The sequence below is a fragment of the Nocardia sp. NPDC051030 genome (genome assembly GCF_040683015.1).
GTDB lineage: Bacteria > Actinomycetota > Actinomycetes > Mycobacteriales > Mycobacteriaceae > Nocardia.
In genome coordinates this window covers 627,196-649,210 of the sequence record NZ_JBFBCD010000003.1, presented here as the reverse complement: position 1 = coordinate 649,210, position 22,015 = coordinate 627,196, and the positions used below count along the sequence as shown (strand labels likewise).

Sequence of the window (22,015 nt, the reverse complement as noted above, 5' to 3'; positions counted from 1 at the left end):
CTCGGGGATCAGCTCTCGCGTTCGAGATCGGTCAGCAGGAGGCGGGTCAGGCGGTCGAGTTCTCGGCGATCGGTCTCGGAAAGCACTGCGAGAATGCGGTTTTCGTTCTCGATGTGTTCGGTGATGACCACGTCGATGAGTTGCAGGCCCCGGTCGGTGAGGCCCACTTTGACGGCGCGGCGGTCATTCGCGTCGGCAATGCGGCGGACCAGACCGGCGGATTCGAGGCGGTCCAGGCGGCCGGTCATGCCCGCGCGGGACAGCATCATCGTGTCGGCCATGACCGAGGGATTGAGTTCGTAGGGTTCGCCCGAACGCCGCAGCGAGGCAAGCACATCGAACTCCCCACGTTGCAGGCCGTGTGCGGCGAAGACGGCTTCGATCCGCTTGCCCGCCACGACCCAGAGGCGGCCGAGGCGGCCGATCACGGCCATGGCCTCCATATCCAGGTCCGGTCGTTCCCGTTGCCACTGTGCGGCAATCGCATCCACTGCGTCCGGTGTCATCTCACCCATGGACAGGATTCTATTCGATGGGATATAGTTCGGTAGCGAATTATCAATCACCGAACAGTTCGGAGCTCGTCATGAACACCTCCTCTCGCCCGGTCGCCATCCGCCAGCCGCAGGATGCCGAGACCTTCGGCACCGACGCCGTCACCATGCGCCTGCTCGTCGACGCCAATGAGACGGGCGGATCGGTCAGCACGCTGGAGGTCACCATGAAGCAGGGCGCGGATGGGGCCGCCCCGCACTTCCACACCAAATCCGATGAGCTGTTCTACGTGGCCGATGGCGAGCTGCAACTGCTGGCCGGGGACAAGATCGTCACCGTCGGCGCGGGCGGGGCCATCGTGGTGCCCAAGTTGATGCCGCACGCCTTCGGCGCGACGCCGGACAGCTCGGCGCGCATTCTGATCGCACTCATGCCGGGCGTGGAGCGCTTCGAGTACTTCCGGTTGCTGGATCGCATCTCCAAGGGCGAATCGAGCTTCGAGGAGCTTGCCGCGGCCCAGGAGGAGTTCGACAACCACTTCATGGACGCCCCGCAGTGGTGGGCCGAGCGCAATGCCAATCGTCGTTGAGGCGGTACGCACAGCCGTCCGGTACGGATGCGCCAACCTGCGGCAATACGCCCTCGACGGTCCGCGCCGCAGGTAGCCCGGCAGTCGCCGCCACTGTGCTGCAGACCACTGAATTCGGGGAATGTCCGCCACTTCGGGATGGGTTGATGGTTTCATGGCTTTCTCTGTTCCCGTCACCGTCCGCGGCTATGAGCTCGATATCAACGGCCATCTCAATCAGGCCGTCTACCTCCAGTACGCGGAGCACGCGCGGTGGGAGCTGCTGCGCGCGGCGGGCATCCAGGAGGAGAAGATGATCGGTTCCGGCATCGGGCCGATCGTGCTGGAGAACAACATCAAGTACTTCCGTGAACTGCATGGTGGCGACGAGGTCACGGTGAGCTGCGAGTTCGAGTGGGCGGGCGGCAAGATCTTCAAGATGCACCAGCTGATCAGCAAGCTGGACGGGACCGTATCGGCGCAGATCGACGTGGTCGGCGGAATTATGGATCTGAAGGCCCGCAAACTTGTTGCCGATCCCGCAGCCGCGCTGCGCGAGGTCTCGGAGTTCCCGGAGACGCTCGGTCTCTGATCATCGGTGCCAGGTAGCCGACCCTCCGGTTTGGCTGCGAAAAACTTTCGGCCGTAGCGGTTTCCGATGCGTCGGCAAAGTTTGCCGGGGTTGCTGAAATCTTTCGTTGCGAACCGAATAAGGCACGTCGCGGGATATGATTCAGATCACGCTCGGCCGCGCAGCAAATCCCGAGCAGATCGGAGTTCCGCATGACTGGCGCCCTGCACCGACCCGGATCCACCGGTATTGCCACCACCGCGCCACCGCTACCCGGCTATCTCGTCGCAGCCACCGAGAGACATATCAGTGTGCGGGTCAGCGATGGCACCTGGACCTTCTGCCGTGCCGATGTACTCGATCTGACCGATTGGGAAGTTGCGGCGGCGCAGCGAATCTGTGACGGGCGACCCGTCCTGGTGCGCGTGCGCAATGGCACGACCGCCGATTTCACCCAGCGACGCCGGATCGAGCTCACCGAACGCCCACTGTCCCTCACGCAAGAGCAAAGCCCCGCCCGCGGTGACGAGGAACTGCATCGGCTCACCGAAACCTGGGCTCGCGGACTGGAACTCACGCCACATCCGGGTATCGGCGGCGCCACCATGACCTGCTGCCAAACCCGGTCGCTGCACGGCAGTGACGACGGCATCGCCTGCGACAGCCTGGACTGACGGGCCCGCGCATGGCCCCCCGCACCACGGGCTCGGTGCTCATAGTCACCGAAGCCGACGATCTTCACGGCGACGCGCTCGCCTCCACGCTGCGGAAACATCACGGCCTCAATGCCATTCGCCTCGACATGCGCGACTTCCCGCGCGAGAACGGCACTTTCCGCCTGGGCAGCGACGGCACCTACCGCTCCCTCTCCCATGTCCTGGGTCTCGACGGTGCCACCTCGGTGTGGTGGCGGCGACCGCATCCCTGCGGGGTGCCGGGCAGCGCCCGCACCGAGGACGACAGCTACCGCCAAGCCGAATGCGACGGGTTCCTCCAGGGTCTGCTGTGGTCGATTCCCGCACTGTGGGTGAATGATCCGGGCGCGGATCGCACGGCGAATCGCAAGATCGTGCAGTTGGAGACGGCCTACCGTGCGGGCTTCGCGGTCCCGGAGACGCTCGTCACCAATGATGCCCATGAGGCGCGGGCCTTCATCGAATCCCGGCCCGGCCCCGTGGTTTTCAAGCGCACCGGCACCGTGCGGGGCGCCTTCACCGAAACGCGCATCGTGACACCGGCCGATCTGGACCGGCTGCCCACCATTCGCAACTCCCCCACCATCTTCCAGGATTACATTCAGGCCGAATGCGATCTGCGGATCGTGTGGGTGGACGGCATCGAGTGGGCGGTGCGGATCGATTCGCAATCCGGTGTGGGGCGGGTGGATTCGCGGCTGGACACCGCCGTGGCCTTCACCCCCGACCGGTTGCCCGCCTCGGTGAGCAAGTCCATGACCACGCTCATGGGCGCGCTCGGGCTGGCGTTCGGCGTGCTCGATCTGCGGGTCGGCCTGGACGGCGAGTTCTACTTCCTGGAGGTGAACCCACAGGGGCAGTTCGCCTACCTGGAGATCAAAACCGGGATGCCGATCTTCGAGAGCCTGGCCAACCTGCTCGTGCTCGGCGACGGGACCGTCACGTCCTGACGGTCCCGCCACCTCGCACGAGGCCGCGCGAACACGCAAGGGGTCGAACGGCTTTCACCGCCACGACCGCACGCGCGCTCGCCCCTGCCCCCGAGCCTCGGGGCAAAGACCCTGAGCGCCCGGGGCGTTGGGCATAGCTACTTACTGCCTGCTTTGACCGACTTGCGGCGATTCGCACCGCCACGGCTGCGGAGTTGCACATGCGACTCCACCAGCACGTTGTGGATGAAGCCATACGATCGCCCGGTCTCCCGGGCTAGTGACCGGATACTGGATCCGGCCTCGTACTGCTTCTTGAGCTGGGATTGCAAGCGGTCCCGCGACTTTCCCGTGACACGCGTGCCTTTACCCAATACGGCTTTACCCTGTGCGGGCCGTTCACTCATGGCTTCCTCCGAGTCGCCGTGGGCGCCTCATTCCAGGTTAGAGACTCGGAGGGCTGTGATCAATGAATCATTGTGATCTGACTCACGCGAGCTGAATCAGTTCCAGATAATCCTGCGACCAATGGTCCTCGGTGCCGTCCGGAAGCATGATCACGCGCTCCGGATTCAGGGCCTCCGCGGCGCCCGGATCGTGGGTGACCAGCACGACCGCACCGGCGTAACTGCGCAGGGCGTCCAGGACCTGCTCACGCGAGACCGGGTCGAGGTTGTTCGTGGGCTCATCCAGCAGAAGGACATTCGCGGCGGAGGAGACCAGACCGGCCAGTGCGAGACGGGTCTTCTCACCACCGGAGAGGGTGCCGGCGGGCTGTTCCAGCTGCGGGCCGGAGAACATGAACGCGCCGAGCAGGCTGCGCAGCTCCTGTTCGCCCGCGTCGGGCGCGGCGTGGCGGATGTTCTCCCACACGGTCGCGGCGTCGTCGAGGGTGTCGTGTTCCTGCGCGAAATAGCCGACTTTCAAACCGTATCCGGGTTCGATGCCACCGGCGGTGAGCTGCTCGACTCCGGCCAGCAGGCGCAGCAGTGTCGTCTTGCCCGCGCCATTGAGGCCGAGCACCACGACGCGACTGCCCTTGTCGATCGCCAGGTCCACACCGGCGAAGATCTCCAGCGAGCCGTACATCTTGGTGAGGTTCTTGGCCATGAGCGGCGTCCTGCCGCAGGCGGCGGGTTCGGGGAACCGGATCCGCGCCACCCGGTCCGACACGCGAATGTCGTCCACCTCGGCCAGCATTCGCTCGGCACGCTTGAGCATGTTCTGTGCCGCAACGGCTTTGGTGGCCTTGGCGCCCATCTTGGCGGCCTGCACCTTGAGCGCTCCGGCCTTCTTCTCGGCATTGGCGCGTTCGCGGCGGCGACGCTGCTCGTCGGTGGCGCGGGCGTCGAGGTATTTATGCCAGGTCATGTTGTAGAGGTCGGCCTCACCGCGCACGGCATCGAGGAACCACACCTTGTTCACCACGTCGGCGAGCAGATCCACATCGTGGGAGATCACGATGAGGCCGCCGTCGTGGCTCTGGAGGAATCCGCGCAACCAGGTGATCGAGTCGGCGTCGAGGTGGTTGGTGGGCTCGTCGAGCAGCAGTACTGTGTCGGACTTGCCGCCGCTACCGTCGGAGGCCGCGAACAGGATGCGCGCCAACTCGATTCGGCGACGTTGACCACCCGACAGCGTGCGCAGCGCCTGCCCCAGCACCCGATCCGGCAACCCCAGGCTATTGCAGATGCGCGCGGCCTCGCTTTCGGCCACATACCCGCCCAGCGCCGAGAACCGATCCTCGAGCTGCCCGTACTTGCGGATCGCCTTATCCCGGGCGGCCTCATCGGCGACTTCCGCCATGAGCGCCTGCTGCTTCTCCATATCCCGCAGCAATGTATCCAGCCCGCGCGCCGACAACACCCGATCGCGCCCGAGCACGTCGAGATTGCCTTCCTTGGGATCCTGCGGCAAATACCCCAAATCCCCGGACCGGATCACCTTCCCGGCGTAAGGTTCGCCCTCACCGGCAAGAATGCGCAATGTCGTGGTCTTCCCGGCACCGTTCCTGCCGACAAGCCCGATCCGATCACCGGCCTGCACCCGCAACGCCGAACCCGGCGCAGTCAGTAGGGTGCGGACTCCGGCCCGGACCTCCAGGTCGGTCGCGGTGATCACAAGCGTCTCCTCGTACAGGGGTGGGTGCGGGCCGATAACGATCGATTGTGGGTCCGTCGGACACACAAGAACCACCGATTTTATCTCAGTGGCCGGAGACCAAGGTCAGGGGCACCTTCACCGATCAAGATCGCCCGGAATCCACTTCATCTCCAGTTTTCGTCGGCTCAAGGTCCTCCAGCGCGTCCGCATCGTCGACCACCACCCGGTCGCAAGCTCACGGCGTGCATAGCCGTCACCGCAGTGCGATGTGCGTGGGACCGAGTCGCGGATCGCCATCGGCGACCAGTCGGCCCTGCTCGACCAGCACCGCCAGTCGCCAAAACAGCACGGCGTCACCGGTTCCAGCCTCGGCCATGGCATGGGCGACAACACGCGCAGCCCAACTCCCTTCAGCGCCCACGTTGGCCAGCAGCAGGGCGTCGAACTGGTCGGCAGGCGCCGAGGCCAGGGTCGATCCGTCGGGGGTGAGAACACGGAACGCGGCGTTCTCTCGCTTCAATTGCTGCCAGCGGGTGCGCATTTCGACGTGTTCGACGGCGGTGATCGTGCGCTCGGTGCCGAGCAGCCGCGCCATTTCCTCCGGACTCAGCGCGCTCACCGGCCGCCCGTCGGTGACCTCGATGACTCGAAAAGGCCGCTCGCCCAATCGATCCGAGACTGCCATCACGAAGGCCAGATCCGTCGCATCAGCCCGGCTAAACCACACGATCAGGTCGTCGGCATCGGCGGGCACACGCCACCAGAACCGGCCGTCGACCACGTCCTCCCGCGGCGCATCGAGGCCAATGACCTCATCGCCGACGATCTGACGCAGCCAGTTGTGCCGAACCCCCAGATCGTCGGGTTCGAGGGGTCCACAACTGAGATCGTTCATCAGAAGCGCCACCGGCACGGGCTCGACACCGCGATCCATGAAGACAGCGGTGAGTGTTCCGCCTGCCGGGTAGGTCGGCATCGCATGTACAGGAGCCATTGCTGGAGTGTAGCCAGACCCGTTCCTGCTGGGATGAACGATCGTGTCCATCACGCGAGGCAGTGACGGGGATCTCGCGGCTCGTAACGGTTTGAACAACCAGCGGCGGAGCCGGAGTTGCCACGCCATAAAACGATTCACCAATACCCTTGTGTCGCAACATCTCCCATTGCACACAGGATGAAATGTGACGCATACCCAGGGCCTCGGTTGGCCGTGACGGCCCTCTCAAGTTCCTTCAACTGGACATATCTGCATGAAAACCTAACGTCCAGTTGTCTGAAAGTTAACCAGAACTTGCGGGAAGGTATTGATAGCAATGCGACGAACGGCTGCCGCCTGTGCGGGCACACTGGCCACTGCCCTACTGACCGGCGTCTGGGCCGCCGGTGCGGCCGCCGCCGATCCGGTCGCCGACCGGACTCGGCAGACTGTCACCGACGACGGCTGGACGTTGACGCTCACCAAATCGAACGAGAACCTCGATCGCTGGCCGAACTTGGCCAGCTCGCCGGTCAGCCGCGAGGGTTTCGTCAGCGTCAAGGCGATTGCCGAAGTCACCGGCGCGGGCTCGGCCCCACTCACCGGCGGCATGATCGCCCTCGGCTATCAGATCGGCTGCGCCGTCGACGTGTCCAATGGCGTGTCCCTGGGCCTGGGTGCCTCGATCGGCCCCAACGCCAGCGTGACCGTCGGCACGGTTTCCGGCGTCACCGTCGGCGGCCAAGCGTACGTGAACCCGAACATCGCCACCACGCTCAAGCCCGGCACGATCACCACCCTCGAGTTCGGCACCAAACCCCTGATCGGCCAACGCGGTTCGGTCACCGCCGAGGAAGTAGAGATCCGCGTCGACGCCTGCGGCGGTCCGGTGACAATCCGCTCCTACGCCACCGCCACGCTCTCCACCGACGCCTCCGACCACCGCGTCTCGGTATACGGAGACCCGATCTGGCTCTAGGCCATCACCACCGCCGAGCGCTACGTGTTGCGAACCCGGTTCACCACCAAGGGTGTTCGAGGGCCCGGGTGGTGTGGGCGGTGCGGTCGAGGGCGTCCAGCCGAGCGAGATCTGTCGCCGACAGCTCGAAGTCGAAGATTTGGAGATTTTGCTCGATGCGGTCCTGGTGGACTGATTTGGGGATGACCGGGATGCCGCGTTGGACGGCCCAGCGCAGCAATACCTGTGCGGGGGTGCGGGCTGCTCCGGCGACGATATCGATGACGGTTTCGTCCTGGAGCAGTCGGCCGGTGCCCAGGGGGCTGTATGCCTCGAGCACGATGTCGTGGCGTTGGCATGCCTTCTGGAGACCCTGCCGGAATGCGAAGGGGCTGTAGCTGACCTGATTCACCGAGGGCATCCGCTCAGCGCTGGCTGCCACGCTCTCCAGGTCGGATTCGCTGAAGTTCGAGACTCCGATCGAGCGCGCATAGCCCTGCGCGGCTGCGCGTTCCATGCCCGGCCAGGCCCAGGTCGGGCCGTTTTGCGGCCAGTGCACGAGATACAGGTCGACCTGGTCGACGCCGAGTCGGCGCAGGCTCAGCTCAATCGCGCGTACCGGATCGTCTTCACGGGGAAAGAATTTCGTCGTGATGAAGACCTCGTCCCGATCGATCCCGCTGTCGCGCAACGCCTTCCCCACGCTGGCCTCATTGCCGTATGCCTGGGCCGTATCGATGTGACGGTAGCCCGCGTCCAGGGCCCAGCGGACCGCATCGACGCATTCCCGCCCGTCGGGAACCTGCCACACGCCCAACCCCAGCAACGGCAATATGCCGCCGTCGGCCAGTACCCGAGCGCGTCCATCCGGCGTGAGTTCCTCAGCAGTCATGACGTTCAGGATCCTTCCATTCCGCGGCAACGAGCACTCCCGAGGATGCCGTGCAGTGCCGCGCGTGTCCACCAGGGCCTCCCCCGGTGGCCTACAGCAGATCCCGGCCGGGAACTTGCTGAACTGTAGGGAAACGAGGGGTTGACACCCCGTGACATACTTCCTCCAGCCGGTGCCGCCGCAGCAGATCCGCGCGGCCCCTATCGATGTGAGAAGCCTATGCACGACGACCCCGCGCTCGCCCAGGCCCGAAACTTCCTCGGCGACCTATGCCAGCATGCCCAATCCCTTTCGCGCCGCCGCGATTCCGTATCGATGACCGCTGCGGCCGAACTGCGTTCGCTGGAGACAGAACTGGCCACTGTACGTAGCCATATCGACAAGCTCCAGCAGCGGTTCCCGACGCTGCGGACCGGAACCCCGACGCCCGTCCGCTAGCTGTAACCGGATCACAGTTCAGGTACCGCAACCAGTACGACGCGAATCGTCAAACCGCTCAACAGAACTCGGCGCTTATTGGGGCCGCAGGCCGGATGCCCGAACGTGCTACGCGAAATTGATCAGTGCCAGGTTGACGATCACGACCACCGGGTATGCCAGCGCGGCCCTGGGATGTCCGAGCTCCCGTAGCGCCAGCGTCGCCGTGCCGAAGACCGCGATCTTGGTGAGCACCGCCAGCACCGGCACGGAGAACGTCGCCTGCGGGGCGGCGAACAGTCCCCATAACGCCATGGCCGCACCCGCCGCGACCACACCGAGTAGGACCTTTGTGGGTAGCCCCTGCCCATAGCGTGCGGCCCAGAGCGCCAGCGCGGTGAAGGCGACGAGCTCCATGAGGAAGGCGAGGGTGAGGTTGGCTCCGTGCCAGATGGTGGCGATCATTTGCTACTCCGAGATCAGCGCTCTTGTTTCGGCTCAGTGTTCACGTGAACTCTATGCAAGTCAAGAGCACTGCTCTCGTCAGTGCGTGTCGATGTCCGAGGTTCGGTAGCCGATGCCCGGGTCGAAAGCTTCAGACAGGTCGGATTCGGTAATGGTGCGGCCCATGTAGCGGGCTATTGCGGTCATACCCTTGGCGTTCATGTGCCGGAAGTCGGTGAAGTCCAGGCCGTCGAGTATGTCGGCCAGTTCGGGATCGGCGGGAACTTCATCGGAGACCGGGTCGAAAGAGGCTATTACGCGGCCATTTTCGGCGAAGCCGAGGCGATCGTGGCCATTAATGTTCCAGAAGACGCTGGCGGCCTTGCCATTGCGGGACAGGGCACGGAGCACCGGTTCGAGGGAACCTTGGGAGCCATTGTCCTCGATGGCCAGCACCATCGAGTCGAGGGCGAGGACCGCGACCCACTGCTCGTACCGACCGCTGTTTGCGAGAACGTTGATCGACACCGGTGCGCTGGGATCTGCGCCGAAGGCTCGCAGGACTTCCGCCGTGGTCGAGCCCGTGATGAGGGTGAAGGTGGCGGCCATCTCCACGCCGCTGCTCTCGACCCAGCGATGGTCGGCGTACGGCGCGATGAGGATGGGCGGCTCGGATTCGCCGCGCAGCCGATGTCCGAGCCGGTCGGTGGCCTTGTGCACGATATCCGGCGCGTGCGGGGCCGCCCAGATCGCGAGCCGATATGCCTCCGTATCGTCGCCGTCGCGGCCTCTGGCGTGTACGCGCAGCCGGTAGTCCCCCGGCCAAGGCGGTGTCGTGAAGGACGATCGGGGCCAAAAGCGCTCCTGCCCTAGAATATTCGCGGACCCCTCGACCGCAGTCCAGCTGACCTCGACGACCTCCTCCCACTCGTCCAGCGTCACATCCTGAGGCGCGTCGGCGAGCACATCCACGACCACCTTCACAGCTCGATCCGTAGCGCCCGTGCGCACCATCGCGCCACCCCGCACCGGGACCACGAGCCCGTTGCCGGAGAACGCGGCGGCACCCGCATCGGCGGGGACGTCCCCTTCGGACAGCGTGAACAGATGCTCTCGGACCGTGACATTGATGGAATAACTCGCATATAGGTATTCGGCGCGGCGCTTCTCCAGCAGCGCGTTGTCATACGCGCCGGGCATGGGGGCATGAGACAAGGCATGTGCCGCCGCGCCCAGTCCGGCGCCGATGATCGCCGGGATGGTCCGAGATTCCGGTAGCCCCCGGAAAAGTGCGGCAGACACCGTTACCGCCAGCCCCAGGTAGGCCGCCCCGTGGATGGCGGCGATCTCTTGCTCCCCGGTTACATTCGCGTCGACGGCCAGCAGGTCGGTGATCTCGGGGCGCTGCATGAGGTAGTCGACGCAATCCAGGAGCACATCCGTCGAACCTGGATGACCGGCTTCCAGGAAGATCAAGCCACGGCCTGCCTCGCTGTCATCCCTCGAAGTCATCATGCCGAACGCGGTTCCGATCGGCGTCACTGCCGCGAGGATCTCCGCCGGAGCGGTCACGTCGAGTTCGCTCACAGTCAGTTCCAGCGCCCCGTACAGGCGTTCGACCAGCATCTGCCGCATCGAACGCAGTCCCTTGGCCACACGCGAGTCGTCCTCCGACGCGATGATCGTCCCCGACCGGTGCAGGACGTCGTCCGACTCCCGGGCCCGAACCAGCTCGGCGGCGGTCCCCGCAGGAATTCGCGATATCACCAGCGGCATTGCCGCACTGATCTTTTCGGTCAGTTCGGCGAGCGAATCCGCGGCCAATAACTCCAACTTCAGCATGGGCGACATACTCGCAGCCCCCACCGACAAGAACCCCGATCACCGGCGACCGAATGAGCGGCCGGCTTCACCCTCAGCATGGACAAACAGGCCCTGCACGCAGACCTCGACGAGGTGATCGCCACGGCGGAGCACAATATCCGTTTGCTGTGACCCTCAACAGAATTGACCGTCGATCAGGGCTCAGCGTGACGCCAGGGAAACGGCGCGAGGTCGGGCTCGATCCAGCCGGTTCTGGCCCCGACACCGGCCAGGGTTGACGACCGGTAGAAGCGAGTAAGGAGCCTCTTGTCCAGGAGGGCGGGATTCCGGTCGGCGAAGGTGCCGAAATCCGTTGTGCTGGAAGCATTGGCGTGATGTCCCACGAGCTCGACCCAGGCCCGGCTGACGGTGGCGTTGTACTTTTTCGGCGCGCCCGCGTAGCGAGCGGTGCGCTGAATGCCCGCGCTGACCAGGCCGATGGCCGCGTCGGTGCCATAGCGGCGGACGGCGAGCCAGGTCAGGTGGATGTGCTGGCGATGTCCGAAACGCTCGGCGTCGGCCATCACCTGCGTCATCAGTTCGGCGAATGGCGTGGATTCCTCATCGGGGTGTGTCATTCCCCCTCCTTGGTCAGTGCGCTCAGGACGGTGTAGAAACCAGCAATTGCATTGGGGGGCAGGCCCTCCAGCGCGCGGCGCTCGAGATCGGCAAAGGCCTTCTCGATCACGGCGGCAGTGCCCCGCCCGGAATCGGTCAACTCGATGAGCACCGATCGCCGGTCACCCGCGCGCATGCCCCTACTGATGTAACCGCGGCGTTCGAGCCGGTCCAGCACGCTGGTCAGCGTGGTCGGGCGAGCGCCGACAGCCCTGCCGACCTGAGAAACCGTGCGCCCCTGCCCATCCGCGAGGTTGGCCATGACATTGACCTCTGAGGCCGTCAGATCAAGGTCGACCAGCTCGGCCGCGATCAATTGCAGGGTGGCGTGGGTCGCGCGTTGCAGTGCCAGTAGCGCCGACTGCACAGGTTCTACAGATTCTGTTACCACGATTTCGTATATTACGATATCGGACTATTGAGGACAAGGGGCGCGTCAGATGGCTCGGGATTCGGCCTGGCGAGACAGTTCATCGAGGTCGGCGTGCAGCGCCGGAGCCATGAGGCGGTACCAGGCGATGGCGCACACAGAGAGCAGCACGAAGAAGATCAGCGTGGGAGACGTAAGGATCCGGACAGCCGGTACCAGGGCTTGCACGAGGAACAGCAGCATCGAACAGGCACCGAAGGCAATCACAATCCATTCGCGTCGCTGTTGGTCCCACAGCCGTCGGCGCTCGTCACTGATGTGCTCCTCCCACCACGGCGGATAGATCCGGTCCGGGAGGAGCCGGTTGTCCTGGGCGTTATAGAACTCGAGTTGGAGCTCGCGGGCACCGAATCGACGGGAGGTATCGGCGCGGCGGATCAATACACCGACCCCGACTCCGACGATGAAGTTGATGGCCGCCCACAGCGGGCTGAACCCAATGATGGACATTGTGCTGATCGTGTAGACCGCACTGACGAGCCCCATCGCAATCGGCACGGCCCACGATGTTCGCCGAAGCGCACGGAGCAGCAATCGCAGGCGTCCGGTCACCGACTGTAGAGCGGAACTGCGCTGGTCCATCGCGTTCTCCATTTCGATCCGCCGAGCCCAGATCATATTCGCTGAGAGGTTGCCAGGCGTGTGATGACGATCGCGGCAGGCTGATGTTCGGGCGCGAAGGAGTAGCGGTGACACCCAGGTTTAGTTAGGCTAGCCTCACTAACTTTGAAGCTTACCGGAAGGAACCCTGGACCTGTGCGCGTCGTCATTCTGTTCGGATCGGAGATGGGTACCGGCGAGATCGTGGCGGACAATATCGCCGATGCGCTTGCGGCGCATGATGTGTCGATCTACGACATGAGTGAATTCGCCATCGAGGACCTCGACGTGCACGACTTCCACATCATCGTCTGCTCCACCTACGGGGACGGCGACCTCCCCACCGGGGCCGAACCCTTCTTCGACGCACTCGACGCCGCCCGCCCGGACCTGACCGGCCTTCGGTTCGCGGTCTTCGGACTGGGCGACAGCGTCTATGGGGACACCTTCAATCGAGGCGGTGAGATCGCGGCCGAGAAGCTGAGCGCTTGCGGGGCAATCCAAGTCGGCGAACACGCGCGGCACGACGCCCAAACCGAAATCCGCGCGAAAGACATGGCCGCAGAGTGGGCCACCACACTTCTCATCCCCGCACTCACCTCTGCTTAACCACGAGCATGCAATGGCTGAGGCAAAGTCCCAGGTGACTTCTCAGCGCGTGCATGGTTGTCGCCGATATCTGAATTGTTCGGGCGGACGGGGGTTGGAACAGTTCACCGGTTCGTGTCAGTTGGTGTCATTCCGTTCCATTCCGTGTTGCCGAGCCGGACCCGCGTGTCGGCCGTAGGAGCTGTTGTGTCGCATCAATGATGGCTACGCTCGAACACATGAGCGATGACGGTGGGAGGGATTGCGGCGGGACCACGCGCGTGACGCAGGCTTACCGGATTGCCCTCGAACCCACTGCCGCACAGCAGGCGATGCTCCGCTCTCATTGCGGTGCACAACGATTCGCCTACAACACCGGGTTGGCGCGGATCCGCGCCAACCTGTCCCAGCGGCACGCCGAAGCCAGCTACGGCCTCACCGAGGAACACCTCACCCCACTGGTGGGGTGGTCCGGCTATGACTTGCGTCGCTGGTTCAACTCGGTCAAGGACACCCTCGCCCCGTGGTGGGCGGAGAACTCGAAAGAGGCCTACAGCTCCGGATTCGCCCACCTGGCAACCGGATTGACCAACTTCCGGACCTCCAAGAAAGGCACCCGCAAAGGCCCGAAAGTGGGGTTTCCCACCTTCAAGCACAAGCACGGCAAGCAGAGCGTCACGTTCACGACCGGCGCGATCGGGTTGGTGAACACCGATTCCCGGCACATCAAACTGCCCCGGATCGGGGCCATCCGCACGGCGGAATCCACGCGCAAGCTGGCGCGCCGGGTGCGCAACGGGACCGCCTCGATCGGGTCGGCCACCGTCTCGTGCACCGGCGGCCGCTGGTTCGTGTCGTTCGTCGTGACCGTGCAACGGCGGATTCATGCACCCCACTTCCCGGATGCGGTGGTCGGGGTGGATCTCGGGGTGAAGAATCTGGCGGTGCTCTCCACCGGGGAGATGATCCCGGCGGCCAAGCATTACCGCCAGGCGCAGAAACGCCGCCGCAAAGCGGCCCGAAAACTGGCTCGCCGCCGGGGTCCGGCGCGGGGCGCGAGGCCGTCGAACCGCTGGCAGCGTGCCCGCGCCGAACTGGCGAAGGCCGAAGCGCGAGTGGCGAATCAACGCCGCGACGGCCTGCACAAGCTGACCTCGCATCTCGTGCGTGAATTCGGGACGATCGTGATCGAGGATCTGAACGTGGCCGGGATGGTGCGTAATCGGTGTCTGGCGAAGTCGATCCATGATGGCGGGTTCGGTGAGTTCCGTCGCCAACTGACCTACAAGAGCACCTGGTACGGGGTTCGTCTGGTGGTGGCCGATCGGTTTTGTCCTAGTTCGAAGACGTGCTCACGGTGTCGTTCGGTGAAAGCCAAGCTGGGCCTGCGTGAGCGTGTCTTTCGGTGCGAGGTGTGTGGTCTCGTGCTGGATCGTGATCTCAATGCGGCCCGTAATCTGGCCGCGTTGGCTGTTTCCGCGGTGGGTCCGCGGGCGTCCTCGGCGAGTTGCGTCGCGACGGTAAACGTGCCTGCTGGAAACCGTGTCAGACGGGCCCCGGCCCGCAGTGGTACTGCCACAGGAAGACCCGCACCTTCGGGAGCAGGCCAACCCGGCCGGAGCAATCCGACAGGTCAGGACACAGGACGACACATTTCCTGAACGGAACTGTCACGCGATACGGTCGCGGGATGGATGGGGCTGTCACGGGTCAGGAATTGCCGCTCATCGGCGAACCTGATCGGGTGCGGGACGCACTGCTGTATGCCGCTGTGCCGCCGGTGCCCGCTGTCGAATCGCCGGTGGGGATCGCTTGGCTGCGTGCGCATGTGCCGCGATTCTGTGATGGCGATCCTCACGCCCGCCGACGCGCACTGGTGATCGCCGAGTTGGACGGCGTATCTCCCGCCGAGCTGCGAGAACGGGCGCAGACCGTCGAGGGTCCATTGCCGCACGTTCTAGCACTTGCGGAAGCCCTTGGGCTGGAGAAGATCTCGACGGATGCCGTTCAGCTCGTCGCGGCGCACTATCAGCCGTTCGAGCCGGACAACCCGCATGCGGACGCCGCGGTCGCGGAGTTGGTCGACGCTCTCGGTGGCGTTCCCGACGAAGCCATGGCCGCCCGAATCTGCCTCCTCGTCCAAGCCTGTGCGGCAACAACGGCTTTGCTCACCAATGCGGCGAAGTTCGATGGCACGACCGACGAACGCCTGACCAGAACCATGGCTGAGAACCCACCCCTGCGCGCAACCCGCCGCATTGTCGACGGCACCCTCGTCGAACTCGACCTCCGCCACCCCGGGCTGGGTTTCGGCTACGGACCGCACGCCTGCCCGGGCCGCGCGCACGCGCTCGCCCTCGCCGCCGGAATCCTCGACGGCGAGGGTGAGTAGACAGGCGGAACCGAGGAGTTCACGGACCGGACGTGCCGGCGCACGGAATCACGGTTGTCCCGCAACGCCTTCCAGGCTGGCGGCGACCTCCAGGACCGACGACTATCCGCGAACAATCGGAGCGCGGTAGCCGGGTGCCATGGTGTTGTCGAGGGCTATGCCGTCGACCGCTATGACAGGAGTTGGGAATGAATCACCGGCCATATCCGTATGCGCGGCGCACCGCGGATGGAGCGATCCGAATTCCGAAGCCGGTGTACGGTCCCGGCGATATCGTCGGGTCCGGCCATGAGGACGTCCAGCCGGGGGATCCGCGATTCGAGGAGCTCGATCGGATTCTCAGGCAATGGGATTCGGATCCGAAGAACATCATTCCGGATAGCGAGCGGGTCGACCCACAGTCGCCGAGCGGCGTGCGGGCAGTGCTTGGCCGGTGGTCCTCGGGAATCCGGCGCAAGTAGCCTGCGCACCCGATTCATCGCGCCTGCCAGAACAATTTCGGCGCAGGTGTGGGTTGCGCTGATTGCCGGTGCCCGATCATCGGCGGCATCGGCAATCGGTTTCCACACAGCGAAGTGAGATGAGTTGTATGGCAAAGGCTTTGATTGTTCGAGAAGGGGACGTCGAGTCGGTGGGGCTGCCCGGGGGTGGGGCGTTCTGGCTGTTGGAGGACAGTGAGCGGACCGACGGGCTGTTGGGCGCCAATCGGCTGTTGTTGCAGGCGGGGGCGGATGGGACTCGGCCGCATCATCACACGCGGTCGACGGAGATCTTCTACATCCTCGACGGGACCATGGAGTTCCTGGTGGACGGGGCGCTCAACCGGGTCGAGAAGGGTGGGCTGGTCGTTGTGCCGCCGGGGGTCGTGCACGCCTTCGGGGCGACCGTGGACGGTCCCGCGGAGTTCTTCGCGGTGCTGACTCCGGGGATCGCGCGGTTCGAGTATTTCCGCCAGCTCGGCCGCATCGCGCGCGGTGAGGCCGACTGGAGCAGTATGGACGAATTGCACGACAAGTTCGATGTGCATTTCGATGGAGAACCCGACTGGCGGTAGGGATTACAGCCAGAGGGCGGCGATCCGGGCGGATTCGGCCTTGCCCTGGGTGCGTCCGGCCTGCGCGACCGGCACCCGGGTGGCGGGATCGAGGGGGTTGTCGCCCGCGGCGGCCCAGGATGTCTCGTCGAGCACGATGATCTCGACGCGGGAACCGGCGCCGGTCAAGTCGGCGACCTGGCGTTCGAGCTCCGGGTCGGGCATGGGCGCGAGGATCAGGACACGGTCGTAGCCGCGCGCGTAGTCGGCATTGCAGCCGGAGCGGACGCCACCGTCGACATAGCGGATGCCGTCGATGGTCACGGGCGGCCAGACCCCGGGCACCGCCGAACTGGCCGCCACCGCGGTCACCACCGGCACTCCGGAATCGCGGTCGAAGACGCGAGGCTCTCCGGTCACGGCCTCGACGACGGGGATGAGCACGCGGCGATCCGGCCACTCCCGCACGGGCAGACGGCTTTCGATGACCGCGCGGCGTTCGGGCTCGGAGACGGTCGGGGTGGCGAGCGCCAGCGCTCCCAGGCGACGCCGCAGCTCGGCCGGATCGCCCTCGGTCTCCTCGTTCATCGCGGTGAGCGTCTCGTGCAGGGCCGCGAGCGGGTCACCGTCCGGCACCAGTTCGTGGCTCTGCAACTCGGATTCTGTCTGGCGACGGAACAATTCCTCGGGTGTCAGCCCGGCCGCAATCTGCACGGCGACATTCGAGCCCGCCGATGTCCCGACCAGCAGATCGGCTCCGGTCACGTCGACGCCCGCATCGGCCAGCCCTGCGATAACACCGTTCTCCCAGGCGATTCCGGCAACCCCGCCGCCGCCCAACACCAATGCTCGTCTCACGCTCATACGTACTCCTTTCTCGCACCACACCAACTGGTCGTACTACCCGGCGCATTCCGGATTCACCGTAGGCGAACGCCCTCACGACTTCGTCGGCCGGAAGCTGTCCGCCGAGGCGGCCGCCCAGTCGGCGGCCCAGCCTTGCGGCGGGTCCGCCAGCAGCTCTCCCGGCGAAAGCCATTCGTACAGTTCGGCATACGAGCGCTGGGTGGTCGGTGTGACCTTCTTGCGCAGCATGTCCGGAGTGAGATCGCGGGGATCGGTGACGCCGAGCGAGGCCATCAATTGGACGGCTTGGCGGACCGTCGCCTCCTGATAGCGTTGCGCGCGAACGCTCTTGTCGGCGATATCCAGGGCACGCGCCCGCCTCGGATCCTGTGTCGCGACGCCGACCGGGCATTTATTGGTGTGGCACCGCTGGGCTTGGATACAGCCGACGGCCATCATCATCGCCCGGGCGGCATTGGTGTAGTCGGCGCCCTGCACGAGCCGCTTGACAATGTCATTGCCCGCCGCCACCTTCGCGCTCGCCCCGATCTTGATCCGTTCGCGCAGTCCGGTCGCCACCAGGGCGTTATGCATGATCATGAGCCCGTCGGTCAGCGGCAGGCCCACGTGATCCTCGTATTCCAGTGGGGCGGCGGCGGTTCCGCCCTCGGCGCCGTCGACAATGATGAAATCGGGTGCGATCCCCTCCGAGAGCATGGCCTTGCAGATCGCGAGCACCTCGACCCGCGAGCCGACGCACAATTTGAACCCGGCGGGCTTGCCTCCGGACAGCTCCCGCATCCGCGCGATGAACTGGACCAGCTCACGCGGCGTGCTGAACACCGAATGCGCGGCCGGGCTCACACATTTCTCGTGCACGGGCACTTCCCGATACCGTGCGATCTCCGCGCTCACCTTGGGTGCGGGCAGCACTCCCCCGATGCCGGGCTTCGCGCCCTGGCTGAGCTTGAGGGATACGGCCTTCACATGCGGGTGCGCGGCCTTGTCCGCGAACTGGTCGGGATCGAATCGCCCTTCCGGCGTGCGGGTGCCGAAATACCCGGATCCGATCTCCCACACCAGGTCTCCCCCGCCTTCGAGATGGTAGGGCGTGAGCCCGCCCTCCCCAGTGTCGTGTGCGAAGCCGCCCATGGCCGCCCCCTTATTGAGCGCGCGAATCGCATTGGCCGACAGCGCACCGAAGCTCATGGCCGACACATTCAGCAGCGACATCGAATACGGTTTCGTGCACTCCGGGCCGCCGACGAGCACCCGCGGCGGTTCCTCGGGTTCGGGCGCGGGCACCGTGGAGTGGACCAGATACTCGTAGCCGACGCTCTCGACATCGCGTTCGGTGCCGAACGACAGCTCCCCGTGAATGCCCTTCGCACGCTCGTAGATGATCGTGCGGACATCCCGGTCGTACGGCCGCCCATCGAAATTGCGCTCGATGAAGTACTGCTGCAATTCCGGACGCAAGCTCTCCAGCAGAAACCGCATATGCCCGAGAATCGGATAGTTGCGCAGCACCGAATGCTTCCGCTGCACCAGATCGTAGACCCCGACCAGCAGCAACCCCGCCAGCAGAACCCACATGATCCACCAAGCCCACGATCCGATCGAGGCGACCACTCCCACCGCGAGCACCGCGAACCCGACGAAACCCACCACGAAGAAACGCAACATACAACCCTCCCGGGGCCTCTGCGGCAGCGCGCATGAACTGTCCCCTGACACTAGGCCCCGGTTGGCCCCGACTCGCGGCACTGAACCGGGTTCCCGATGCCGAGTCGCGTTTCGGCCCACAACCGGTTCCGGCGGGTGCGGGGATGCGCGGATCCTCAGCGAGTTGACCGCCGGTGGGAGAGTATGTGCCCGTGAGCTTTAAACGAGTGGCAATTCTCTCGGCCGCGATGGCGGCCTCCCTCGGCGGTGCGCCGGGAATCGCTGGGGCAGCGACGCATTCGGCCGATTCCGATCGCGCGGCAGTAGCGCGCGCCTACATCGACGCACTGGTGTCGCACGATGCGAGCGCGGTGCGATTCGCACCCGACGCAACCCGCGTGGAGGCGGGATTGCAGACCGGATACTCGGGACCGCAACTGAGCCGAGATCTCGAGCACGGCGTGCAGTACCAGGTAATTCAGGGAATCCGCGATATCCAGATGACCGAGACCGGGGATGTAGTAACCGCGCGTTACCTGCTCGATTCCGGAGTCGCCGGTATTCGCCTGATGACGGTGGACATCACCGAGACCTTCGATATCCCGGATGGCACCATCCACACGATTGTCGCCACCATCGCCCCGGTGTGATCGGATGAGTGCTCCGCACAGCGTCGGCGTGTACTACCGCCGCTTCTTCGATCTCGACGCCGGTCACTTCGGACGGATTCGCGCGGAGCACGCGTTTCAGTCGCTGACCGAGTCCACCAAGCCTGGGACGGCCCATCGGAGCGGAATCTATTTGACGCCTGTCACGCGGATCGGTGATGAACTGCGGTTTCGGCTGCTGCGCTGCTCTACGAATCTCTCGGGGCCGACGGAGAACTTCGGTCCGACCGATACGAGCATTGTCGAGGCGTTGAACCGGGAGGCCGACACCATCTTTCGGGACCAGGCACGGCTCAATCACGTGCTCGCCCAGATCTACCACAACACCGCTGCTACGACCGAGCGGAAGCAGGCCAAGGCCAAGATCTCGGCACATGCCGACAAGACCAAGGACATGCCGGTCAATGGCATCATGGCCTTCTGCACGTTCTATGACGGGCTCGAGAAGCTGCGGCCACTGGCCGAGGACGCCTTCGATTACGGCGTGAAGGGTGCCAGCGGGCTGACCAAACTTCGCTTCCGCCTTAAAGATTCGGCTGACGAACGCGAGGGAGTTCCCTTGCAGTTCGACCTGACCCTCTATCCCGGGTCTGTCTTCTTCATGCCGCTGTCCAGCAACCGCCTGTACACCCACGAGATCCGGCCCTCGATGTTGGACGCCGAGTTGCTGCCGACCCGCCTGGGATACGTGGTGCGCTGCTCGAATACCGAAGCCGTGCACAAGAACGGTCAGACGTTCCTCGCGCGGGCCGGAGACCTGGTGAAGCTGGAGCCGCCCACATCGGAGGGCGTGGACGAGCTGCGCAGGCTCTACGCCGAGGAGAACAGGACCTCGTCCTTCATCGACTACGGCGACCGATTTCCCTTCAGCATGAACGCGGGAGACTACCTTGCACCCCGTGTCTAGGATTTCGGACGAGATCGTTTCGTACGCCCTGACTTTCGAGGGGGAGCTGTTCGCGGACCTCTCCTCGTCGGTCCTGTGGGAAGACGTGGGAAAAGGGCGGCGCGGTGCCACGCTCACCAAGACCGACGAGGCGGGCGGCGTGCCTCTTGTCCGTACCACCACTCGATATGGCAGTCCGGCACAACACTTTCGGCCGGTGCACGAGCGCCTCGCACGGCGGATCCAGGCGCGAGCAGGGCTGTCGATCGGCTTCAACAACGCTCTCATCGAGACCTACACGAACGCCTACGCCACCATGGGCAGCCATTCGGACCAGGCCCTCGATCTGGCCGACGAGTCGTACATCGCCGTCTTCTCCTGCTACCGGCACCCCGAAGCGGTTCCGCCGAGGAAGCTGATCGTCGAATCGAAGGAGTCGGGCGAGATGTTCGAGATTCCCCTGGCCCACCACAGTTTCGTCGCGTTCTCCGTCGCCTCGAATCGGCGGCTGAAGCACAAGATCGTTCTGGACCAGCCCGCCCGGGCCGTGGAGAACCAGTGGCTGGGCGTGACCTTCCGGACGTCGAAGACCTTCGTCCGATTTCACGACGGACACGCATACCTCCCGCACGGTGCGCGCCTGGTGTCGGCCGATGACGATCAGCGGCGCGAGTTCTACCAACTTCGGCGGCGTGAGAACAACGAAACGGACTTCGTCTACCCCCCGCTGGCGTACACCGTCAGCGAGAGCGACCTGATGCCGCCCATCTGACCTCGGATGGCATGCTGGTTCGGCTGCCGTCGGCGGGACGGCGTGGATACGAGCAGAGGTGCGAGCGATGACTGTGGTCGTTGTGATGGGTGTGGCCGGGTCGGGGAAGACGACCGTGGGTGCTGCTCTGGCGCAACGGCTCGGGGTTGAATACGCCGAGGCCGACGCCTTTCATCCGCAGGAGAATATCGACAAGATGGCGGCGGGTACGCCGCTCACCGATGCCGATCGCGCTCCGTGGCTGGCCGATATCGCCGAATGGATTGCCGCGCACCAGGACACCGGCGGAGTGGTGACGTCCTCGGCGTTGAAGCGGCGTTATCGGGATGTGCTGCGGTCGGGTGGGAAGGTGTGGTTCCTGCATTTGGATGGGTCGCCGGAGTTGATCGGCGAGCGTATGCGGGAGCGGTCGGGGCATTTCATGCCGGTGTCGCTGCTGGATTCGCAATTCGCCGATCTCGAGCCGCTCGAATCCGATGAGGACGGTGTGCGCATCTCGATCACCATGGCGCCGGAGGAGATCATCGATACTGCCGTCGCTGCGCTCGGCGGCTAGACATTCGCTGGGCAAATCACGCGGTGGGGCTGGAACAGTTCACCGGTTAG

Annotated in this window: 27 protein-coding genes; 15 read left to right on the top strand and 12 right to left on the bottom strand. The window is 64.9% G+C overall.

Translation table 11 applies throughout. The features are described from left to right. Nucleotides 1–8: 8 nt before the first annotated feature. On the bottom strand, nucleotides 9–515 hold the full coding sequence (locus AB0N05_RS12350; RefSeq protein ID WP_364691491.1) for a MarR family transcriptional regulator: 507 nt from the start codon (nucleotides 513–515) through the stop codon (nucleotides 9–11). A 146-nt stretch (nucleotides 516–661) separates the two neighbouring features. Here AB0N05_RS12350 and AB0N05_RS12345 point away from each other — a divergent pair, with 146 nt between their 5' ends. The 4 genes from AB0N05_RS12345 to AB0N05_RS12330 all read left to right on the top strand — a co-directional run bounded on the left by AB0N05_RS12345 (nucleotide 662) and on the right by AB0N05_RS12330 (nucleotide 3,279). After that, nucleotides 662–1,084, top strand: coding sequence for a cupin domain-containing protein (locus AB0N05_RS12345; RefSeq protein ID WP_364692326.1), 423 nt, complete (start codon nucleotides 662–664; stop codon nucleotides 1,082–1,084). 154 nt (nucleotides 1,085–1,238) lie between these two features. Next, on the top strand, nucleotides 1,239–1,655 hold the full coding sequence (locus AB0N05_RS12340) for an acyl-CoA thioesterase (RefSeq protein ID WP_364691488.1): 417 nt from the start codon (nucleotides 1,239–1,241) through the stop codon (nucleotides 1,653–1,655). A gap of 191 nt (nucleotides 1,656–1,846) precedes the next feature. Continuing rightward, entirely contained in the window at nucleotides 1,847–2,308 is a 462-nt protein-coding gene (locus AB0N05_RS12335; protein ID WP_364691485.1) for a hypothetical protein, read from the top strand. A gap of 11 nt (nucleotides 2,309–2,319) precedes the next feature. After that, on the top strand, nucleotides 2,320–3,279 hold the full coding sequence (locus AB0N05_RS12330) for a hypothetical protein (RefSeq protein ID WP_364691482.1): 960 nt from the start codon (nucleotides 2,320–2,322) through the stop codon (nucleotides 3,277–3,279). Between the two features lie 137 nt (nucleotides 3,280–3,416). On the opposite strand, the gene AB0N05_RS12325 is transcribed toward AB0N05_RS12330, so the two are convergent. From AB0N05_RS12325 to AB0N05_RS12315, 3 genes are all read right to left on the bottom strand, one after another. Further along, entirely contained in the window at nucleotides 3,417–3,665 is a 249-nt protein-coding gene (locus AB0N05_RS12325) for a helix-turn-helix domain-containing protein (RefSeq protein WP_364691479.1), read from the bottom strand. Between the two features lie 82 nt (nucleotides 3,666–3,747). Beyond that, entirely contained in the window at nucleotides 3,748–5,379 is a 1,632-nt protein-coding gene (locus AB0N05_RS12320) for an ABC-F family ATP-binding cassette domain-containing protein (protein ID WP_364691476.1), read from the bottom strand. A gap of 235 nt (nucleotides 5,380–5,614) precedes the next feature. Beyond that, nucleotides 5,615–6,406: a DUF3658 domain-containing protein gene (locus tag AB0N05_RS12315; protein WP_364691473.1), complete on the bottom strand. Its 792-nt coding sequence runs from the start codon at nucleotides 6,404–6,406 to the stop codon at nucleotides 5,615–5,617. Between the two features lie 268 nt (nucleotides 6,407–6,674). On the opposite strand from AB0N05_RS12315, the gene AB0N05_RS12310 reads away from it, so the two are divergent. Continuing rightward, entirely contained in the window at nucleotides 6,675–7,316 is a 642-nt protein-coding gene (locus tag AB0N05_RS12310; RefSeq protein ID WP_364691470.1) for an MspA family porin, read from the top strand. Nucleotides 7,317–7,356: 40 nt separating this feature from the next. On the opposite strand, the gene AB0N05_RS12305 is transcribed toward AB0N05_RS12310, so the two are convergent. After that, nucleotides 7,357–8,187: an aldo/keto reductase gene (locus AB0N05_RS12305; protein WP_364691467.1), complete on the bottom strand. Its 831-nt coding sequence runs from the start codon at nucleotides 8,185–8,187 to the stop codon at nucleotides 7,357–7,359. Between the two features lie 219 nt (nucleotides 8,188–8,406). Here AB0N05_RS12305 and AB0N05_RS12300 point away from each other — a divergent pair, with 219 nt between their 5' ends. Further along, a complete protein-coding gene (locus tag AB0N05_RS12300; protein ID WP_364691464.1) occupies nucleotides 8,407–8,625 on the top strand; it encodes a hypothetical protein in 219 nt (72 codons plus the stop codon). A gap of 108 nt (nucleotides 8,626–8,733) precedes the next feature. Here AB0N05_RS12300 and AB0N05_RS12295 read toward each other — a convergent pair whose 3' ends face one another. From AB0N05_RS12295 to AB0N05_RS12275, 5 genes are all read right to left on the bottom strand, one after another. Next, the gene (locus AB0N05_RS12295; protein ID WP_364691461.1) at nucleotides 8,734–9,069 is read right to left on the bottom strand and encodes a YrdB family protein; all 336 of its coding nucleotides are present in this window, start codon (nucleotides 9,067–9,069) and stop codon (nucleotides 8,734–8,736) included. A gap of 78 nt (nucleotides 9,070–9,147) precedes the next feature. After that, nucleotides 9,148–10,890: a DUF6461 domain-containing protein gene (locus tag AB0N05_RS12290; protein ID WP_364691458.1), complete on the bottom strand. Its 1,743-nt coding sequence runs from the start codon at nucleotides 10,888–10,890 to the stop codon at nucleotides 9,148–9,150. Nucleotides 10,891–11,066: 176 nt separating this feature from the next. Then, complete coding sequence (locus AB0N05_RS12285) at nucleotides 11,067–11,489, bottom strand: hypothetical protein (RefSeq protein WP_364691455.1); 423 nt, start codon at nucleotides 11,487–11,489, stop codon at nucleotides 11,067–11,069. Continuing rightward, complete coding sequence (locus tag AB0N05_RS12280; protein WP_364691452.1) at nucleotides 11,486–11,920, bottom strand: MarR family transcriptional regulator; 435 nt, start codon at nucleotides 11,918–11,920, stop codon at nucleotides 11,486–11,488. The genes AB0N05_RS12285 and AB0N05_RS12280 overlap by 4 nt, the downstream gene beginning before the upstream one ends. Before the next feature lie 45 nt (nucleotides 11,921–11,965). Next, the gene (locus tag AB0N05_RS12275; protein WP_364691449.1) at nucleotides 11,966–12,409 is read right to left on the bottom strand and encodes a hypothetical protein; all 444 of its coding nucleotides are present in this window, start codon (nucleotides 12,407–12,409) and stop codon (nucleotides 11,966–11,968) included. Between the two features lie 306 nt (nucleotides 12,410–12,715). Here AB0N05_RS12275 and AB0N05_RS12270 point away from each other — a divergent pair, with 306 nt between their 5' ends. The 5 genes from AB0N05_RS12270 (at nucleotide 12,716) to AB0N05_RS12250 (ending at nucleotide 16,593) form a co-directional block, all read left to right on the top strand. Then, the gene (locus AB0N05_RS12270; RefSeq protein WP_364691446.1) at nucleotides 12,716–13,168 is read left to right on the top strand and encodes a flavodoxin domain-containing protein; all 453 of its coding nucleotides are present in this window, start codon (nucleotides 12,716–12,718) and stop codon (nucleotides 13,166–13,168) included. A gap of 218 nt (nucleotides 13,169–13,386) precedes the next feature. Further along, entirely contained in the window at nucleotides 13,387–14,808 is a 1,422-nt protein-coding gene (tnpB, locus tag AB0N05_RS12265; protein ID WP_364691443.1) for an IS607 family element RNA-guided endonuclease TnpB, read from the top strand. A gap of 29 nt (nucleotides 14,809–14,837) precedes the next feature. After that, nucleotides 14,838–15,539, top strand: coding sequence for a hypothetical protein (locus AB0N05_RS12260; protein ID WP_364691440.1), 702 nt, complete (start codon nucleotides 14,838–14,840; stop codon nucleotides 15,537–15,539). Between the two features lie 188 nt (nucleotides 15,540–15,727). Continuing rightward, complete coding sequence (locus tag AB0N05_RS12255; protein WP_364691437.1) at nucleotides 15,728–16,000, top strand: hypothetical protein; 273 nt, start codon at nucleotides 15,728–15,730, stop codon at nucleotides 15,998–16,000. A 128-nt stretch (nucleotides 16,001–16,128) separates the two neighbouring features. Further along, nucleotides 16,129–16,593, top strand: coding sequence for a cupin domain-containing protein (locus AB0N05_RS12250; RefSeq protein ID WP_364691435.1), 465 nt, complete (start codon nucleotides 16,129–16,131; stop codon nucleotides 16,591–16,593). Between the two features lie 3 nt (nucleotides 16,594–16,596). On the opposite strand, the gene AB0N05_RS12245 is transcribed toward AB0N05_RS12250, so the two are convergent. Both AB0N05_RS12245 and AB0N05_RS12240 read right to left on the bottom strand, forming a co-directional pair. Continuing rightward, nucleotides 16,597–17,436: a patatin-like phospholipase family protein gene (locus AB0N05_RS12245; RefSeq protein WP_364691432.1), complete on the bottom strand. Its 840-nt coding sequence runs from the start codon at nucleotides 17,434–17,436 to the stop codon at nucleotides 16,597–16,599. 75 nt (nucleotides 17,437–17,511) lie between these two features. Next, nucleotides 17,512–19,104 (bottom strand): FMN-binding glutamate synthase family protein, encoded by a 1,593-nt coding sequence (locus tag AB0N05_RS12240; RefSeq protein ID WP_364691429.1) that lies wholly within the window; start codon nucleotides 19,102–19,104, stop codon nucleotides 17,512–17,514. 206 nt (nucleotides 19,105–19,310) lie between these two features. Between AB0N05_RS12240 and AB0N05_RS12235 the strand changes: the two genes are divergently transcribed. From AB0N05_RS12235 to AB0N05_RS12220, 4 genes are all read left to right on the top strand, one after another. Beyond that, complete coding sequence (locus AB0N05_RS12235) at nucleotides 19,311–19,733, top strand: hypothetical protein (RefSeq protein ID WP_364691426.1); 423 nt, start codon at nucleotides 19,311–19,313, stop codon at nucleotides 19,731–19,733. Nucleotides 19,734–19,737: 4 nt separating this feature from the next. Continuing rightward, nucleotides 19,738–20,658: a hypothetical protein gene (locus tag AB0N05_RS12230; protein ID WP_364691423.1), complete on the top strand. Its 921-nt coding sequence runs from the start codon at nucleotides 19,738–19,740 to the stop codon at nucleotides 20,656–20,658. Beyond that, nucleotides 20,651–21,409, top strand: a complete 759-nt coding sequence (locus AB0N05_RS12225) for a hypothetical protein (RefSeq protein WP_364691420.1) — start codon at nucleotides 20,651–20,653, stop codon at nucleotides 21,407–21,409. Before AB0N05_RS12230 ends, AB0N05_RS12225 begins: the two co-directional genes overlap by 8 nt. Before the next feature lie 67 nt (nucleotides 21,410–21,476). Further along, entirely contained in the window at nucleotides 21,477–21,965 is a 489-nt protein-coding gene (locus AB0N05_RS12220; protein ID WP_364691417.1) for a gluconokinase, read from the top strand. Nucleotides 21,966–22,015: the final 50 nt, after the last annotated feature.

What these genes read in the sequence shown, in the direction of transcription:
- AB0N05_RS12340 (WP_364691488.1), top strand. Translation starts at nt 1,239, where the DNA reads ATGGCTTTCTCTGTTCCCGTCACCGTCCGCGGCTATGAGCTCGATATC.
- AB0N05_RS12310 (WP_364691470.1), top strand. Translation starts at nt 6,675, where the DNA reads ATGCGACGAACGGCTGCCGCCTGTGCGGGCACACTGGCCACTGCCCTA.
- AB0N05_RS12330 (WP_364691482.1), top strand. Translation starts at nt 2,320, where the DNA reads ATGGCCCCCCGCACCACGGGCTCGGTGCTCATAGTCACCGAAGCCGAC.
- AB0N05_RS12220 (WP_364691417.1), top strand. Translation starts at nt 21,477, where the DNA reads ATGACTGTGGTCGTTGTGATGGGTGTGGCCGGGTCGGGGAAGACGACC.
- AB0N05_RS12295 (WP_364691461.1), bottom strand. Translation starts at nt 9,069, where the DNA reads ATGATCGCCACCATCTGGCACGGAGCCAACCTCACCCTCGCCTTCCTC.
- AB0N05_RS12255 (WP_364691437.1), top strand. Translation starts at nt 15,728, where the DNA reads ATGAATCACCGGCCATATCCGTATGCGCGGCGCACCGCGGATGGAGCG.
- AB0N05_RS12230 (WP_364691423.1), top strand. Translation starts at nt 19,738, where the DNA reads ATGAGTGCTCCGCACAGCGTCGGCGTGTACTACCGCCGCTTCTTCGAT.
- AB0N05_RS12305 (WP_364691467.1), bottom strand. Translation starts at nt 8,187, where the DNA reads ATGACTGCTGAGGAACTCACGCCGGATGGACGCGCTCGGGTACTGGCC.
- tnpB (WP_364691443.1), top strand. Translation starts at nt 13,387, where the DNA reads ATGAGCGATGACGGTGGGAGGGATTGCGGCGGGACCACGCGCGTGACG.
- AB0N05_RS12315 (WP_364691473.1), bottom strand. Translation starts at nt 6,406, where the DNA reads ATGGACACGATCGTTCATCCCAGCAGGAACGGGTCTGGCTACACTCCA.
- AB0N05_RS12290 (WP_364691458.1), bottom strand. Translation starts at nt 10,890, where the DNA reads ATGCTGAAGTTGGAGTTATTGGCCGCGGATTCGCTCGCCGAACTGACC.
- AB0N05_RS12250 (WP_364691435.1), top strand. Translation starts at nt 16,129, where the DNA reads ATGGCAAAGGCTTTGATTGTTCGAGAAGGGGACGTCGAGTCGGTGGGG.
- AB0N05_RS12245 (WP_364691432.1), bottom strand. Translation starts at nt 17,436, where the DNA reads ATGAGCGTGAGACGAGCATTGGTGTTGGGCGGCGGCGGGGTTGCCGGA.
- AB0N05_RS12335 (WP_364691485.1), top strand. Translation starts at nt 1,847, where the DNA reads ATGACTGGCGCCCTGCACCGACCCGGATCCACCGGTATTGCCACCACC.
- AB0N05_RS12325 (WP_364691479.1), bottom strand. Translation starts at nt 3,665, where the DNA reads ATGAGTGAACGGCCCGCACAGGGTAAAGCCGTATTGGGTAAAGGCACG.
- AB0N05_RS12350 (WP_364691491.1), bottom strand. Translation starts at nt 515, where the DNA reads ATGGGTGAGATGACACCGGACGCAGTGGATGCGATTGCCGCACAGTGG.
- AB0N05_RS12285 (WP_364691455.1), bottom strand. Translation starts at nt 11,489, where the DNA reads ATGACACACCCCGATGAGGAATCCACGCCATTCGCCGAACTGATGACG.
- AB0N05_RS12300 (WP_364691464.1), top strand. Translation starts at nt 8,407, where the DNA reads ATGCACGACGACCCCGCGCTCGCCCAGGCCCGAAACTTCCTCGGCGAC.
- AB0N05_RS12240 (WP_364691429.1), bottom strand. Translation starts at nt 19,104, where the DNA reads ATGTTGCGTTTCTTCGTGGTGGGTTTCGTCGGGTTCGCGGTGCTCGCG.
- AB0N05_RS12275 (WP_364691449.1), bottom strand. Translation starts at nt 12,409, where the DNA reads ATGTCCATCATTGGGTTCAGCCCGCTGTGGGCGGCCATCAACTTCATC.
- AB0N05_RS12260 (WP_364691440.1), top strand. Translation starts at nt 14,838, where the DNA reads ATGGATGGGGCTGTCACGGGTCAGGAATTGCCGCTCATCGGCGAACCT.
- AB0N05_RS12345 (WP_364692326.1), top strand. Translation starts at nt 662, where the DNA reads ATGCGCCTGCTCGTCGACGCCAATGAGACGGGCGGATCGGTCAGCACG.